We start from the raw sequence: 15498 nt of genomic DNA, 5'->3' as shown, positions 1-15498 counted from the left end.
GAATGGCAAACTTACTTTGTGTACAAAGACTCAATCAGCTTATAATTTCCGTTTACAAAATGCTCCAAATATTCCATTGATTTATTAAAACTTACAGACCAAACATCATCCACGCTCATTTTTTCTTTTTCTCCCAGTAAACCAAAAAGGATTTTGACTTTCTTAGGTCTATTATACCACAGTGAGAACTCTATATTTTTATCCTTATCATAATTGGCTGTAAGGCAGAAACTCTTTTTATTATCAGTACAGGTAAAATCTAAAGAGGGATTATAGCAAAGTTTTTCCGGTGGCAAAGCTTCTACGATTTTCATTTGTGATTGCCATGGATAGTTTTTGGCTATCTCAAGAACTTGATGTCTCATTAAGGGTTCGTTTTTATATTCTAATTCTTCCCTTTGAGGGTGGCAGATGGAATAGGTAAATGTCATACAATGTATATTTTATTTTTTAATATTCTGAAGCACCTCTATAAGTTCTTCGGGTTTTTGGGTACCTATAAGAAATTTCTTTCCATCCAAAAGCTGAATGGCGAGGCCTTTGTTTCCTTTTATATTGTACACCGTGCCGTAGGAGGTCCACAGTTGTTTTCATTCGTGGCAGAAGTTAGTAAAAAAATGGAACTCCCTCATCTTCCTAAAATACCCTGAAAATAAATTTCTTACTTATTGCAAATACGTACCTTTGCCAGGTCTATAAAAAATTGCTTTGAACAAACTTTTTAGCATTGGTTTTTGGAGCTGGGTGGCCCGCTTTATTTTAAGAAACCGTACCGGGATATTAATTGTTATTGCAGGAATTACAGTGCTACTGGCACTACAGTGGAAGAACATGCGCTTTACCTATACGGAGGCAAATTTACTTCCGGATGACCACCCCATTAACCTTGAATACGATCAGTTTCTTTCGCATTTTGGCGAGGAAGGCAACTTGATTGTTATGGGTGTGAAGGATTCTACCATCTTTACGCCTAAAAAGTTTAAGGCGTGGAACCAACTTTCAAAGGATATTGGCAAGTACAATGAGGTGGAGCTTACCCTATCTATAGGCAATCTTCAAAAACTTGAAAAGAAAACCGACACCACGGGCTTTGAATTGGTTCCGTTTATAAAGGATTCGATATTTACCGATGAAAATCTTGCGGAATATAAAGATGAACTGTTTAATAAACTTCCATTTTACGACGGCCTAATTTATAGCCCCGATAAACAAAGCATCCGTTCTGCTATTTACATGAAGAAAGACATTGTAAATACGCCTGCGCGGAAGGATTTTGTGATTCATGATTTAATACCGCTCATTAAAAAGTTTGAAAAGGAAACTGGGGTAACCGTTTATACTTCGGGGATGCCCTATATACGCACGCTGAACTCACAAAGCATTATTGACGAGATTGGGCTGTTTATTGGCGCAGCGCTTTTTGTTACTTCGCTTATCTTTTTCTTCTTTTTCCGTTCTTGGCGTGCTACGTTTATATCTATGTGTACGGTAATTATTGGGGTGATGTGGGCTTTTGGCTTCTTAGGGCTGATGCATTATGAAATTACAGTACTTACGGCACTTATACCTCCTTTGATTATTGTAATTGGGATACCGAACTGTATTTTTCTTATAAACAAATACCAGCAGGAGATAAAATTACATGGAAACCAAGCAAAATCATTACAACGGGTAATTGCAAAAGTGGGGAACGCAACCCTCATGACCAACCTTACAACGGCTTCGGGATTTGCTACTTTTATATTAGTGAAGAGCGAATTGTTGAGTGAGTTTGGTATTGTGGCCTCCATCAATATTGTGGCCATCTTTTTACTGAGCCTGCTAATTATACCCATTATCTACAGCTATATGTCTGTGCCAAAAGACAAGCACTTGAAACATTTGAACAAAACGTGGATAAATGGTTTTGTGAACTGGATTGAGCGAATGGTGAAGGAACGCCGAATCACTATTTATATATTGGCGGTATTGTTACTCTGCGGAAGTATCATTGGAATTTACAATATTAAAATTTCGGGTAGCCTTATTGAGGATATGCCTAAAAATACGGGCTTTTTTGATGACATCCGCTTTTTTGAAAAAGAATACGAAGGTATCATGCCTTTGGAAATAATGGTGGATACAAAGAAGAAAAAAGGCGTTATGAGTCTTTCTACCTTAAAGCGAATTGACGAGCTACAGGAGCATATTAAGGAGATTCCTGAGTTTGCGAAACCGCTTTCGGTAGTTGAATTGGTAAAATACTCCAAACAAGCCTATTACAATGGCAATCCTGAATACTACCAATTGCCCAATAGCCAAGAGAAGACTTTTATACTCAGCTATGCCAAAAGTAGCAATACAGATACCAATTTGCTGAACAGCTACGTGGATAGCACAGGCCAATTTGCCCGTATTACCACATTTATGAAAGATACCGAGCCAGATAGGTTTGGGCGTATAGAGGAAGACCTACATAAAGAAATAGACAAGGTATTTCCATCTGAACGTTATAATGTTTCGGTTACCGGAAAAGCGTTGGTATTCCAAAAAGGAACACGCTATTTGGTTAACAATTTGATTCTTTCACTTTCCTTGGCAATTTTGCTGATTGCGATTTTCATGGCCTGGATGTTCCGCAGCTTTAAAATGATTTTAATCTCCTTGATCCCAAACCTGCTCCCGTTAATAATAACGGCTGGGGTTATGGGCTTTGTGGGCGTACCCATTAAACCCTCCACTATTTTGGTGTTCAGCATTGCGTTTGGAATATCGGTGGACGATACCATTCACTTTCTCGCCAAGTACAGGCAAGAACTAATAGCAAACAATTGGAAGATCAAAAAATCTGTGTTTGCAGCCTTGCGGGAAACAGCGGTAAGCATGTTTTATACTTCCATCGTGCTTTTCTTTGGGTTTTCGGTGTTTACCATATCCAGTTTTGGAGGAACAGTGGCCTTGGGCGCCTTGGTTTCCATAACCTTACTTTTCGCAATGCTTTCCAATCTTTTGTTATTGCCCACGCTCCTACTTTCTTTGGAAAGAAGCATTGCAAACAAAGAAACGATGAAAAAACCAGCCATCGAGATTTTAACAGACGAAGAAGAATAAACTATTTTAAATAGCAAAGCGTACCTAAGCTATCTAAAAAGCTACATTTTGGAATTTGGTATTTTCTTATTTGCGTTTTTTTTGAAGTATATTTGCTCCTCTTAAAATAAGACTATGCAATACAAAACAATAGTTGAGTTATTGAACAGCGACCCGACCCACCACGAAGTTATGGTACGCGGATGGGTGCGCTCTTTCCGAAGTAACCGGTTCATCGCACTAAACGATGGTTCTACCATAAAAACACTGCAATGTGTGGTGGATTTTGAAAATTTTGACGAAGAACTTCTCAAAAAAGTAACCGTGGGCGCCGCCATTGAAGTAAAGGGTGCGCTAGTAGAAAGCCAAGGGCAAGGGCAAACTGTGGAAATCCAAGTTTCAAAATTGACGGTTTTGGGTGAGGCCAATCCTGAAGATGTAAAACTGACCATACTTTCACCAAAACGACACTCCCTGGAGACTTTGCGTGAACAGGCCCATTTGCGAATTAGGACCAACACATTTGGCGCAGTGATGCGTATGCGCTCCAAACTAGCATTTGCAGTGCACGAATATTTTCAGAAAAACAGTTTTTATTATATGCACTCTCCAGTAATCACTGGAAGCGATGCCGAAGGTGCGGGTGAAATGTTCCGTGTTTCTACTTTGGATGCCAAAAATCCGCCCCTTGATGAAAACGGCAACGTAAATTATAAAGAAGATTTCTTTGAAAAAGAAGCCAACCTAACCGTAAGTGGCCAGTTGGAAGCTGAAACCTACGCAATGGCGCTCGGAAAGGTTTATACCTTCGGCCCAACGTTTAGAGCTGAAAACTCAAACACCAGCCGCCACTTGGCTGAGTTTTGGATGATTGAGCCAGAGGTAGCATTTAATGACCTTGACGCTAATATGGATTTGGCAGAAGATTTTATAAAGTATGTAATAAATTATGCTTTGGAAAACTGTGCCGATGATCTTGAGTTTCTTGAAAATCGTCTGCTGGAGGAAGAAAAGAACAAACCACAGGACGAGCGCAGTGAGATGAAACTTCGCGAGAAGCTTCGTTTTATTTTGGAAAATAATTTCAAAAGAGTAAGCTATACAGAAGCGATAGATATTCTAAAACGTTCCAAACCCAACCAGAAGAAAAAATTCAAATATATAATTGACGAATGGGGTGCCGATCTGCAAAGCGAGCACGAGCGCTTTTTGGTTGAAAAACATTTTAAAAGCCCTGTAATATTGTTTGATTATCCAGCAAATATTAAGTCGTTCTACATGCGATTAAATGATGATGGAAAAACCGTTCGTGCAATGGACGTGCTTTTCCCCGGCATTGGCGAAATTGTGGGCGGATCGCAACGTGAGGAGCGTTACGATGTTTTACTGGAAAAAATGAAGGCCATGAATATTGATGAAAAAGAATTGTACTGGTATCTGGACCTACGTAAGTTTGGAACTGCCGTTCACAGTGGTTTTGGTCTTGGCTTTGAGCGTTTGGTACAGTTTACCACCGGCATGGGTAACATTCGGGATGTAATTCCTTACCCACGAACTCCGGGCAACGCAGAGTTCTAAGCAATAAAAGCATAAGATTGTATTAAAACTGGCTACTTAATTATTTTAGTAGCTGGTTTTTTTTAACTTTATGAAGTAGTAATAGACGTATGTTAAAGCAGCAATTAAATTTTAAACTTTCCCAAAAATTATCGCCTCAACAGATACAGTTGATGAAGATGATCCAACTGCCCACGCAAGCTTTTGAGCAACGTATTGCCCAAGAGCTTGAAGAAAATCCTGCTTTGGAAGGCGGAAAAGAGGAAAGTAACGAATTTGATGACGAATTTAGCAATGATGAATTTGACGACAATTATGACGAAGGCAACGAAGTAATTGAAACCGATATAAACGTCGATGATTACCTAAGCGATGACGAGGTACCAAGTTATAAACTTTCCGCAAACAATTACAGCGCAGATGACGAGGAACGGCAAATGCCCTATGCGGCTGGAACATCCTTTACACAGCATTTAATGCAGCAGTTAAACACCTATCGTTTGGACGAAGAAGAAGAAGAAATTGCTCGATTTTTGGTAGGCAGTGTGGACGAAAGCGGTTACATACGTAGAGAAATTCAAGATATTGTTGATGATTTGGCTTTTACTCAGAATGTTTATACCACGGCAGATAAGGTTGAAAAAGTTTTAAAGGTGGTTCAAGAGCTAGACCCAGCTGGGGTTGCGGCACGCGATCTTCAGGAATGTTTATTGCTTCAGTTGGAACGAAAAGAACAGACGCCTTCGGTAGCCTTGGCGATTGATATTTTAGATGAGACTTTCGATCATTTCAGTAAAAAGCATTATAAAAAACTTATTCAGAAGTTTGATATTACCGAAGATCAACTTCGGGAAGCAATTCACGAAATTGAAACTTTAAATCCCAAACCAGGCGGAACCTATTCTGGGAACAATAGAATTATAGAGCACGTGGTACCTGATTTTGCAATAAAGATTGTTGATGGAGAGCTTGATTTAACATTAAATGGAAGAAACGCCCCAGAACTTCACGTGAGCCATGACTACACAAATATGTTGAAGGGGTATAAAGAGTCCAAAGAAAAGTCAAAGGCGCAGAAAGATGCCGTAATGTTCATAAAACAAAAGCTGGATGCAGCCAAATGGTTTATTGATGCCATAAAACAAAGGCAACAAACGCTTTTTGTAACTATGAATGCCATTATGCACCATCAAGAGGAATATTTTTTGACTGGAGACGAGCGCAAGCTGAAACCGATGATTTTGAAAGACATTGCCGATAAAATTAATATGGACGTTTCCACGGTTTCAAGGGTGGCAAACAGCAAATATGTTGATACCCCTTATGGAACAAAACTCATAAAAGAATTTTTCAGTGAGTCTATGAAAAATGATCAAGGGGAAGATGTTTCTACAAAAGAAATAAAGAAAATTCTTGAAATTACCATTTCGGAGGAGAATAAAAGAAAGCCGCTTACGGATGATAAACTTGCAAAGATTTTATTGGAAAAAGGGTACCCCATTGCAAGACGTACTATCGCTAAATACAGAGAACAATTGGATTTGCCCGTTGCCCGGCTTAGAAAAGAAATTTAATGAAGATATTTCTTAAGGCAGCTTCATATATTTTTCACCCCCTGTTGATGCCGGCGCTGGGTACTGTTCTTTATTTCAGTGTTACCCCCAGATACCTTGAACCTGAGCTAATGCGTGCCAATCTTTTTGCAATAGCCATTATTACTATTTTTATACCAATTGTTGTTTTCTTTCTTCTGAAAAACTTAGCAGTGGTAGAAACTATTTATCTAAAGGATGTAAAGGAACGCAAGTTTCCATTGATGATACAGTGTATATTATTATTACTTATCATCAAGATGATATTTGATCCTTATGAAGACCCAGAGTTGTACTACTTCTTTGTAGGAATACTGTTTTCAGCATTTAGCGCGCTTGTGATGGTGCTTTTTAAATTTAAGGTTAGTTTACACCAAATAGGCGTAGCGGGCATTTTAATGTTTCTTGTGGGGCTGAGTGCCCATTTCAAGATTAACCTTCTGGTAACTATTAGCTTTTTCTTATTTGTAAATGGCTGGGTAGCTTCATCACGATTAAATAGCGATTCACATACTTATACAGAACTGGGCATTGGACTATTATTGGGGGCTATTCCTCAATTAATTCTATTCAATCTTTGGTTATAATATGTAAAACATAAGTCCAACCTTTAAGGTTCTTATGTCTACACTTTTACCCTCTACAGTTACAGCATCTTTAAAAAAAGGATTTATACTATAGGAAGCAAAGAAATTAAATGTATTGTACCCGAAACTAAGCGTTGCCGAAAGCCGCAAGGGTTCAAATTCAGAGATTTTTGTTTGATTTACCGTGTTTCCAGGTTGCTTGAAAGTAGCTTTGTACCAATATGTATATCCAACCCTAAAACCGGTATATAACCTCCAGAATCGATACGTGGATGGGGTAGAAGTTCTCCACCTAAACTCCAAAGGGGCTTCAATTATCGCCATGTTAAAGCGATTTCGGGTATAGTCTACATTACCGTCAAGAACCCTAAAAATAGTTTCATCATTTGCTGTTTCACCTATAAAAATATTTTGTCCCAATTGATCAATGGTTAGTCCAACGCCAAGTGCAACTGCGAGGTTTCGTTGTTTATTGATTGGCATATCTCTCAGGAAACCAAACTGTATACCACCGGAAAGTCCACGAATATTTCCACCGGATGGAAGGTTCAAAGGTAAGTTATAAGTAATCCCTATATAAAATTGATCTTCTCGATATAAGGAATCTACGGCAATAGGAGAGATGGTGTCCTGTGCAATAGCTTGTATTGAAACTAGGGCGAAGAGGAAAGTTAGAAAAAAATTAAAACGTTTTTGCATACCACCTCAAAGATAAATGTATTTTGAGAATATGGTGAATAAAAAAAGCCTTGGGGCAAAAATTTAGACCCAAGGCTTTTTTAAAATAAATTAATTATTTCTATTGGCTTACTTCATTCCCAGGAGTGGTGATGTAAATAATCTTTAGCATATTAAGATCACGCAATTCCTGTTTTATGTCAGTTACCATTCCAGTATTAGTTTTCTCATCAACTTTAAGGGCAACCATAACTTTATCCTGAAGTTCAGGAAGCAGCTTTTGACGGGCCTCTGTCAATGCAAACTTAATATTGGATATATCTGTGTACTTATCGCCTATTTGTATCTTAGCCTCTGAACCATATTTGTCTTGATATCTAGAGCTTGGTTTTCCGGCATAAATATAAACCGATCGGTCTTTTTTCAATTTCTCAACCTGATCTGCCTTTGGCAACTTATTCTGAACAAGCAAATTGTCATCCCGCAGTACCGTTACAACCATAAAGAAGAACAGTAACATAAATACAATATCCGGAAGGGATGCTGTAGAAATGGCTGGCAATCCGCCGTCTTTTTTCTTTTTAAATTTTGACATACTATTTGTGTTATTGTCCAGATTTTTTTGGTTCCGCTTCAGAAAGTTTTAGAGGAAATAATTGCTGAATAGTCTCCAGTTTTTCCTGCAATGCATCCTTGGCAGCTTCACCCTTTATCTTTCCTTCATCAAGATCTTTACTCTTTTCGGTAAATTTCCATCCGTACAATCTTTCTGATTCCCTGTCTCTTAAAAAGTTGTATGCTGCTACTAATTCATTTTGAACAGCAATGTACATTTTATAGGAAGTAAGCCTGTCATTTTGAACAGATATTACTGCCTTGTCTGGGTTATCTGAAGATTCTGGGTCACGTTTTCCTTTGCAATAACTGCAATATTCTGGGCTTCCGGAAGGTGCTCCACCGTTATCAAGAAAAGCGATTGCGGCCTGGCGAAGGTCTTTTAGCTCCATCAATTTTTCTTCAACTAATAATTGATCGCTCCTGTTTACGTTTACAATAAAAAGGTTCTTTTCTTTAATTTTTGGCGGGTCTACAACATCTTCCTTGGGTGGTAGCTGCCGCGCAATTCCTTTATCCTTTTCAATGGTGGTAGTTACCAAGAAAAAGATAAGCAATAGGAAAGCGATGTCAGCCATCGACCCTGCGTTTACTTCGGGTGTTGCTCTTCTTGCCATTATTTTGTTACTTTTTTAATTCCGCTGAAAACCATTGAGCCTACAGCTAGTATTGCTAATATATAAAAAGCATATAGCCCAGTTCCAACCCATTTAGATCCACTAGCAGAAAGCATTTCGCCTTCTTGCATTGGCATTGGGTTTCCATCGGCCAAAACGTAAGCGATAACTACGATAAGTAGAAAAGCTCCAACAGATATTAGTGTGTTTTTAAGATTCCCTGCAAATATTCCTTTTAACACAAAGAATAAAACAAAAACAATTGTAATAGCAAATGTAATATAAGCAACATACAAGAAACCATCAACCCCTTCACCGGTTGCCGATACAGCCTCATCACCTTTGGCGATGATCATTGCAAGAAAAATAACTCCCGCAACGCCTAGAAGCAACGCTACTATTTTTAATATTTTATGTAATGCCATCTTGTGGTTTGTTTAGATTTTGTTTTTTGTTTTGTAGTCGAACAACATATCGATCAAAGTGATAGAAGCATCTTCCATACTGTTAACGATACTATCAATTTTAGCGATAATATAATTGTAGAAAATTTGAAGTATAATAGCAACGATCAAACCAAATACGGTTGTTAAAAGCGCTACTTTAATACCTCCTGCAACCAATGAAGGGTTCATATCGCCCGCTGCCTGAATTTTATCGAATGCTATAATCATCCCGATTACCGTACCCATGAAACCAAGCATCGGCGCCAACGCGATGAAAAGAGAAATCCAAGATACGTTCTTTTCAAGCTGACCCATTTGAACACCTCCGTAGGCAACCACAGCTTTTTCCGCAATGTCAATACCTTCGTGGGCGCGGTCTAGACCTTGGTAATAAATGGATGCAACAGGACCTTTTGTGTTTCTGCACACTTCTTTTGCAGCTTCAATTCCGCCACTGTTAAGTGCATCTTCCACATCCTGAGCCAATTTTTGGGTATTGGTGGTAGAAAGGTTAAGGTAGATAATTCTCTCAATAGCAATTGCCAATCCAAGAATTAAACACAGTAGTACGATTCCCATAAATCCAGGACCACCTTCCACAAAACGTTCTTTTAATTCTTGGTGGAAGCCTTTTTCTTCCTCTACTGCAGGAGCAGTTTCATCTTGAATAAAAGAAACCGTGGCTGCTGTAACCAAAGCTTGAGAACTAGTTGGCATTGTTTGCGCTGTTGCAGCGTTCGCGTTTAATGTGCCTACAAATACCATTGCGGCCACCGCCATAATAGAAAATAATTTTTTCATTGCTATCGACTTAAAGTTTGTTTTTAGTTAAAGGTTTAAAGATATAAAATAATTTAGTTAATCTGCAAGAATATTAATGTACACTCTACATGAGTTTTTTAATAGACCATAAGTTTGTTGCAGAGAGGAAGGGATTCGAACCCTCGATACGCTTGTGGCGTATACACACTTTCCAGGCGTGCGCCTTCGACCACTCGGCCACCTCTCTATAAATTTAAGCCATTTTTAAAATGGAGTGCCAAATATCACAAAAAAAATAACGCTATAAAATAATTTGGGCGGTTTATTTATTGCATTTCTCCGCGTAAAGAGGTTTCGAATATGGTTTTGAAGCTGTTAGCCGAAATTTTCTGACCCAGCAAATACATCAATTTTGCCAAGGATGCTTCTGTAGTGCAATCTTTTGCACTTATTACACCCATTTTTTTTAACTCTGTGCTGGTTTCATAAAGCCCCATATTAACGCTTCCGCCAGAACATTGCGTTACATTGATTACCGGAATTCCTTTTTTTATAACAGCTTTTAACGATTTTAAAAACCAATCGGCATTGGTAACGTTGCCAGCACCATAAGTTTCCAGCACCAATCCTTTCATATCTGGATAATCAAAAAGATATTTTATTGTGGCCTCATTAATTCCGGGGAACATTTTTACTAAAAGAATATTACTCTCCAATGTTTTATGGACCTTCAGTTTTTTTCTTCTATTGGGTCTGTAAAGGGCTTCATTGTTTACAACCAAATGTACGCCACTCTGCACGAGTTCGGGATAATTTAGTGAGGCGAATGCCTCAAAATGTTCCGCATTAATTTTTGTGGTCCTGTTTGCCCGGTACAATTTGTATTCAAAATAAAGACAGACCTCAGCAATTTTTGACACTCCTTTTTCCTGAAGTGCGGCAATCTGAATGGAAGTAATAAGGTTTTCTTTTGCATCGGTACGCAAATCGCCGATGGGGAGTTGGGAACCGGTAAAGATTACAGGTTTGCCAAGGTTTTCCAACATAAAACTTAAAGCTGAAGCTGTGTAGCTCATGGTATCACTACCATGTAGCACCACAAACCCATCCATTTTGTCATAGTTCTCTTCAATTATGGTTGCAATAGCAACCCAATATTGCGGGTTCATATTGGAACTGTCTATTGGTTTTTTAAAAGATGTAGTTGTAATGCTACAGTCCAAAAGTTTTAGTTCGGGAATGTGGTTCAGCAGTTCATCAAAATTGAAATTGCGCAACGCACCAGTTTCGAAATCCTTGATCATCCCGATGGTTCCGCCGGTATATATAAGGAGTATGTTTGGTTTTTTTGTCATATTATTTATATTCCAAAAATATCTTTTGAATTTTCAGTAGTAATCCTCGCTATTTCTTCCTCCGAAACATTATAAATCTCCGAAAGTTTTTTACAGACCACAGCCACGTAACTACTTTCGTTTCTTTTTCCTCGGAAAGGCGCTGGGGCAAGATAGGGCGAATCGGTTTCCAAAACGACGTGTTTTAACGGAATTTGGTCCAAAAATGTATCAATCTTTCCATTTTTGAAAGTAACCACTCCCCCAATGCCCAATTTCATATTGAAGGAAATTGCTCTTGCGGCCTGTTCAAAAGTACCTGTGAAGCAGTGAAATATTCCGAAGAGACCATCACTTTTCTCTGTTTCCAAAACTTCAAATATTTCATCAAAAGCATCACGGCAGTGGATCACGATGGGCAATTTGTGTTTTTTTGCCAATTGAATTTGTCTTTTAAAAGCAATCTTTTGAATTTCCAAAGTAGATTTGTCCCAATATAGATCAATTCCTATTTCGCCCACTGCGTAAAAATTTCTTTTATTGAATTGTTCCTCAACGTGCGCTAACTCTTCCTCAAAATTCTCTTTCACCGACGTTGGATGCAGCCCCATCATTAAAAAGACATTTGCCGGATATTGTTTTTCCAGGGCATACATGGCTTCCGTATAACCAGAATCAATTGCCGGGACGAAAAAGCGTTTTATATTTTTATCAAAGGCACGTTGCATCATTTCAGCACGATCCTCGGCAAACGCCTCGCTGTATAAATGGGTATGGGTATCTGTAAGCATAGTTGCAAAGCTACTTATTTTGTTTGCTATCTTTACACAAAAAAATTGATGCAGTTACGCAAATTTATTGAAGCCGAGGGTTTTTACCGTATTCCATTAAAAAAGCTTGCCACAGGCCATTATCTATTTTCGGCCAAAATCAATGGTGTTTCAGGCAATTTTATTTTAGACACGGGTGCTTCCACAAGCTGCGTTGGCTTTACGGACAGCGCCCATTTTTTATTGATTAGTGAAGAAAGTATCATTAAAGCTGCTGGCGCCGGCGCTGTAAATATGGAAACCATGCTTTCTAGGAAAAATAAATTTAGTATAGCGGATTGGGAAATAAAAAACATGGATTTTGTGCTTTTTGATCTTTCACATGTAAATGAAGCACTTTTACAGGCCAATGAAGAGGCCATACACGGAATAATAGGCGCAGATTTTTTAAAACAGCACAGGGCAGTTATTGATTATGGAAGAAATTGTTTTTACGTGAAATAGAATGGGTTGCTGATATGTTTATTTCCAATAATTTAAGTACTTTTATCTTTCTTCTGAAATAATCTTTTTTGTGCTGAAAAAAATATTTGCATTCCTTTTCATTCTTACGCTTTACTCCATTTCAGGATATGGACAGAATATTTCATATTATGAAAAGATTGTAAACACGACCCCTAACAAACTGGAGAAACTAACGGCACTCGACAGTCTATTAAAGCGGACTTATTCAAAAGACCCAGGAGCCTTCATTAAATACAGTCTGCAATATATAGATCTTGCCCAAGAATTGGACAGCATAGAACTGGCGGCAAAAAAAGCAATGAACCTTCAGTATCCGCTTACCAATTATGCGAATGATCCACTAAACGCAATTACCGTTATAAACAGCGTTTTGGCCCGAAAATATAAAATAGAGGACAGCCTTTTATTAGGTGGATTATATATGAAACGCGGTAGCGCCAATACTAAGGTAGACCTTAAAAGAGCCATTGAAGACTATAACGTTGCATTAGAAAATTTTTCTTCAAAAGACACTATGAATATTGCAGACACCTATCTTTTTAGAGGGCAAGCATATTCACAAATGGGGAAATTTGTACTGGCCGGTGAGGACTTCACCCGCGCCTATACCATGTATGAAGATTCAGAGGAATATGATTATATGGTGTATGCCCAACAGGGCATTATAAGCATGTTCAGCATGAATGGTTTTCATCAAAAGGCCAAGGTTGAGCGCGATGCTTTAATTGAGAAAATGAAGAGCTTGGGGCTCAATCAATTTTTATCTTATGAATATTACAACCAAGCCCTAGACTATAAAAAAATGGGCAATCGTGATTTGGAATATAAGGCATTGCTGATGGCCGAAAAGAGTTTTGACCATGACAATTCAAACAAATCTACCTATATAGGAATTCACTCCCGGCTTATAGAATATTATTGCGAGCAAAATAAAATTATTGAAGCCAAAAAACATTTGGATTTATTGGAAGCGTTAGATTTTGACCTTTCAGGAAATCCCGCCGCCGAACTGAACTTTTTGGGCGGAAAAGCCAAATATCTACAGACCATCGGCAACTATGAAGAGGCACTAGAACTTGCAAAGAAAAAGCTAGAAATTGCCAAAAGTTTGGGAGTTGAAGATGAAATTATGGGGACGTATTCCTTTTTATCTGAAATCTATTATGATATGGGAGAATACAAAAAAAGCATTGAGAACAGTCAAGCCTCCACTGCCATAAAAGATTCCATTTACAACCGAAGTACCGCAAATGCACTCGCATACTACCAAACGCTCTACGAAACCGAAAAAAAAGAAAAAGAACTGGTAGAAAAAACCACCAGCATAAGCCTTTTGGAAAAAGATAATGAAAGTTTCAAAAAAGCGATGCTTTTTGGAGGTATCGCCATTCTCCTAGGTTTTGGACTCATCCTTTTGTACAGAAATCAAAGACATTTAAAAAGCAATAAAGTTCTTCAGGAAAAATTTAGCCAAGAGCTTCTAATTTCACAGGAGGGCGAAAGAAGGAGAATTTCAAAGGACCTCCATGATGGCATTGGCCAGCAATTATTGGTGATAAAAAACAAGTTAATGAGTAGCGGTGATACAGACGCCAAAAAAATGGTGGACCATACCATTGAGGAAGTTCGTGCTATCTCACGCGACCTGCACCCATTTCAGTTACAGGAACTCGGTATCACAAAGGCAATTGAATATACCATAAATCAAATAGATGAAAACACAACGCTTTTCATTTCTGCAGAGATTGATAATATCGATGATATCTTCTCAAAAGAAGACGAAGTAAATATTTATAGAATCATTCAAGAAAGCCTGAGCAATATTTTAAAACATGCAGACGCAGAGGCCGGAAAGGTTTCCATAAAAAAGTTTGCCAACAATATCTTGATATCCATTCGTGACAATGGCGTAGGTTTTGATTTTGCCGAAAAATATCAAGATGTAAAATCGTTGGGCTTAAAAACACTTTTGGAACGTACAAAATTCTTGAAAGGTCAAATGAAGGTAACTTCCAAAAAGGACACCGGCACTGTGCTGGAATTTCAATTTCCATTATGAGCGAAACTACACCATCCATCATTATTGCAGACGATCATCCCCTTTTATTAAAAGGGCTAAGCGACTTTTTGATTGAAAAAGGCTATAATTTATTGGGAAGCGGAAAAGATGGAAGAGAAGCCTACAATTTAATCACCCAGAAAAAGCCAGACATTGCCATCTTGGATATTCAGATGCCGTATATGTCTGGATTGGAAATTGCCCAACAATGTAAAAGAACCGATATTCAGACCAAAATTGTACTGATTACGCTTCATAAAGAAAAGGACCTATACCAAAAGGCTCAAGAGCTTAACATCTTTGGATATATATTAAAAGAATTCGCACTTGAAGAAATTGAAAATTGTATTAAGACCGTTAAGGAAGGGGTTCCTTTTTTTAGCGAAAAGATAAAAGAACTTATTGGTGTGGTGCTAGTGGAAGATAGTGAGCTTGCTACCCTCACCCCTTCTGAAAAAAAAATTTTGAAATTAATAGCTCAGGACAAAACCAATAAAGAAATTGCATCACAGTTATTTATTTCTTACAGAACTGTAGAAAAACACCGCAGCAACATTATTACAAAGCTAAACATTGAACCCAAAACAAACAGCCTCCTGATTTGGGCAAAAGAGCACCATGACAAATTGTTATAGAAACCCTTAGACAAGAATTTTGAAAATTTACGTGTTTCCACGTATTTTATTTTTCTGGATAATATCTGATATTTACACTATGAAAGATACGGTTTATATAGAAGAAAAAGAGAAGGACATCCATCGTTCTGAAACTACCAAAAAACCCTTAGTGTTGGTACTAACTATTTCGATAGTACTGATTCTTTTATTAAACCTGATCAGTACAATTATTTTTTACTAGAAGATGTTTCCTAACTAACCAAAAAAATC

16 protein-coding genes and 1 tRNA gene are annotated in these 15498 nt (G+C 38.0%); 8 read left to right on the top strand and 9 right to left on the bottom strand.

Translation table 11 applies throughout. The features are described 5' to 3' along the window. Positions 1-11: 11 nt before the first annotated feature. Positions 12-431: a hypothetical protein gene (locus tag JK629_RS06115; protein ID WP_202337723.1), complete on the bottom strand. Its 420-nt coding sequence runs from the start codon at positions 429-431 to the stop codon at positions 12-14. Positions 432-434: 3 nt separating this feature from the next. On the opposite strand from JK629_RS06115, the gene JK629_RS06110 reads away from it, so the two are divergent. The 5 genes from JK629_RS06110 to JK629_RS06090 all read left to right on the top strand — a co-directional run bounded on the left by JK629_RS06110 (position 435) and on the right by JK629_RS06090 (position 6805). Beyond that, positions 435-650 (top strand): hypothetical protein, encoded by a 216-nt coding sequence (locus JK629_RS06110; protein ID WP_202337722.1) that lies wholly within the window; start codon positions 435-437, stop codon positions 648-650. Positions 651-708: 58 nt separating this feature from the next. Continuing rightward, a complete protein-coding gene (locus tag JK629_RS06105) occupies positions 709-3090 on the top strand; it encodes an efflux RND transporter permease subunit (RefSeq protein WP_202337721.1) in 2382 nt (793 codons plus the stop codon). Between the two features lie 114 nt (positions 3091-3204). Further along, complete coding sequence (gene asnS / locus JK629_RS06100; RefSeq protein ID WP_202337720.1) at positions 3205-4647, top strand: asparagine--tRNA ligase; 1443 nt, start codon at positions 3205-3207, stop codon at positions 4645-4647. Positions 4648-4736: 89 nt separating this feature from the next. Continuing rightward, positions 4737-6200: an RNA polymerase factor sigma-54 gene (rpoN, locus tag JK629_RS06095; protein WP_202337719.1), complete on the top strand. Its 1464-nt coding sequence runs from the start codon at positions 4737-4739 to the stop codon at positions 6198-6200. After that, positions 6200-6805: a hypothetical protein gene (locus tag JK629_RS06090; RefSeq protein WP_202337718.1), complete on the top strand. Its 606-nt coding sequence runs from the start codon at positions 6200-6202 to the stop codon at positions 6803-6805. The genes rpoN and JK629_RS06090 overlap by 1 nt, the downstream gene beginning before the upstream one ends. Here the strand turns inward: JK629_RS06090 and JK629_RS06085 are convergent. The 8 genes from JK629_RS06085 to JK629_RS06050 form a co-directional block, all read right to left on the bottom strand. Further along, entirely contained in the window at positions 6800-7504 is a 705-nt protein-coding gene (locus tag JK629_RS06085; RefSeq protein WP_202337717.1) for an outer membrane beta-barrel protein, read from the bottom strand. The two genes, JK629_RS06090 and JK629_RS06085, sit on opposite strands and share 6 nt — an antisense overlap. A 100-nt stretch (positions 7505-7604) precedes the next feature. Next, positions 7605-8078, bottom strand: a complete 474-nt coding sequence (locus tag JK629_RS06080) for an ExbD/TolR family protein (RefSeq protein WP_202337716.1) — start codon at positions 8076-8078, stop codon at positions 7605-7607. A gap of 10 nt (positions 8079-8088) precedes the next feature. Continuing rightward, positions 8089-8715, bottom strand: a complete 627-nt coding sequence (locus tag JK629_RS06075; protein ID WP_202337715.1) for an ExbD/TolR family protein — start codon at positions 8713-8715, stop codon at positions 8089-8091. Next, positions 8715-9140 carry a hypothetical protein gene (locus JK629_RS06070; protein WP_202337714.1) on the bottom strand — a complete coding sequence of 142 codons (426 nt, stop codon included), beginning with the start codon at positions 9138-9140 and terminating at the stop codon, positions 8715-8717. The genes JK629_RS06075 and JK629_RS06070 overlap by 1 nt, the downstream gene beginning before the upstream one ends. A 12-nt stretch (positions 9141-9152) precedes the next feature. Continuing rightward, entirely contained in the window at positions 9153-9962 is an 810-nt protein-coding gene (locus JK629_RS06065) for a MotA/TolQ/ExbB proton channel family protein (RefSeq protein ID WP_202337713.1), read from the bottom strand. A gap of 120 nt (positions 9963-10082) precedes the next feature. Continuing rightward, a tRNA-Ser gene (locus JK629_RS06060) sits at positions 10083-10170 on the bottom strand. Between the two features lie 79 nt (positions 10171-10249). Then, complete coding sequence (locus JK629_RS06055; protein ID WP_202337712.1) at positions 10250-11278, bottom strand: asparaginase; 1029 nt, start codon at positions 11276-11278, stop codon at positions 10250-10252. A 5-nt stretch (positions 11279-11283) separates the two neighbouring features. Further along, the gene (locus tag JK629_RS06050) at positions 11284-12048 is read right to left on the bottom strand and encodes a TatD family hydrolase (protein WP_202337711.1); all 765 of its coding nucleotides are present in this window, start codon (positions 12046-12048) and stop codon (positions 11284-11286) included. Positions 12049-12096: 48 nt separating this feature from the next. Between JK629_RS06050 and JK629_RS06045 the strand changes: the two genes are divergently transcribed. From JK629_RS06045 to JK629_RS06035, 3 genes are all read left to right on the top strand, one after another. Beyond that, positions 12097-12531: a retropepsin-like aspartic protease family protein gene (locus tag JK629_RS06045; RefSeq protein ID WP_202337710.1), complete on the top strand. Its 435-nt coding sequence runs from the start codon at positions 12097-12099 to the stop codon at positions 12529-12531. A gap of 70 nt (positions 12532-12601) precedes the next feature. Continuing rightward, positions 12602-14611 (top strand): tetratricopeptide repeat-containing sensor histidine kinase, encoded by a 2010-nt coding sequence (locus tag JK629_RS06040; RefSeq protein WP_202337709.1) that lies wholly within the window; start codon positions 12602-12604, stop codon positions 14609-14611. Further along, complete coding sequence (locus tag JK629_RS06035; protein WP_202337708.1) at positions 14608-15246, top strand: response regulator; 639 nt, start codon at positions 14608-14610, stop codon at positions 15244-15246. Before JK629_RS06040 ends, JK629_RS06035 begins: the two co-directional genes overlap by 4 nt. The last annotated feature ends 252 nt before the right edge of the window (positions 15247-15498 follow it).

The sequence above is a fragment of the Aequorivita iocasae genome, from assembly GCF_016757735.1.
Classification (GTDB): Bacteria; Bacteroidota; Bacteroidia; order Flavobacteriales; family Flavobacteriaceae; genus Aequorivita; species Aequorivita iocasae.
The sequence above is the reverse complement of the archived record's forward strand: the minus strand, read 5'-3'. Positions and strand labels throughout refer to the sequence as shown.

Bases quoted from the DNA above. Each gene is read 5' to 3' on its own strand.
- JK629_RS06110 (WP_202337722.1), top strand. From the start codon at position 435: ATGTATATTTTATTTTTTAATATTCTGAAGCACCTCTATAAGTTCTTC.
- JK629_RS06055 (WP_202337712.1), bottom strand. From the start codon at position 11,278: ATGACAAAAAAACCAAACATACTCCTTATATATACCGGCGGAACCATC.
- JK629_RS06075 (WP_202337715.1), bottom strand. From the start codon at position 8,715: ATGGCAAGAAGAGCAACACCCGAAGTAAACGCAGGGTCGATGGCTGAC.
- JK629_RS06085 (WP_202337717.1), bottom strand. From the start codon at position 7,504: ATGCAAAAACGTTTTAATTTTTTTCTAACTTTCCTCTTCGCCCTAGTT.
- JK629_RS06050 (WP_202337711.1), bottom strand. From the start codon at position 12,048: ATGCTTACAGATACCCATACCCATTTATACAGCGAGGCGTTTGCCGAG.
- JK629_RS06090 (WP_202337718.1), top strand. From the start codon at position 6,200: ATGAAGATATTTCTTAAGGCAGCTTCATATATTTTTCACCCCCTGTTG.
- JK629_RS06035 (WP_202337708.1), top strand. From the start codon at position 14,608: ATGAGCGAAACTACACCATCCATCATTATTGCAGACGATCATCCCCTT.
- JK629_RS06065 (WP_202337713.1), bottom strand. From the start codon at position 9,962: ATGAAAAAATTATTTTCTATTATGGCGGTGGCCGCAATGGTATTTGTA.
- asnS (WP_202337720.1), top strand. From the start codon at position 3,205: ATGCAATACAAAACAATAGTTGAGTTATTGAACAGCGACCCGACCCAC.
- JK629_RS06115 (WP_202337723.1), bottom strand. From the start codon at position 431: ATGACATTTACCTATTCCATCTGCCACCCTCAAAGGGAAGAATTAGAA.
- JK629_RS06045 (WP_202337710.1), top strand. From the start codon at position 12,097: ATGCAGTTACGCAAATTTATTGAAGCCGAGGGTTTTTACCGTATTCCA.
- JK629_RS06070 (WP_202337714.1), bottom strand. From the start codon at position 9,140: ATGGCATTACATAAAATATTAAAAATAGTAGCGTTGCTTCTAGGCGTT.
- rpoN (WP_202337719.1), top strand. From the start codon at position 4,737: ATGTTAAAGCAGCAATTAAATTTTAAACTTTCCCAAAAATTATCGCCT.
- JK629_RS06080 (WP_202337716.1), bottom strand. From the start codon at position 8,078: ATGTCAAAATTTAAAAAGAAAAAAGACGGCGGATTGCCAGCCATTTCT.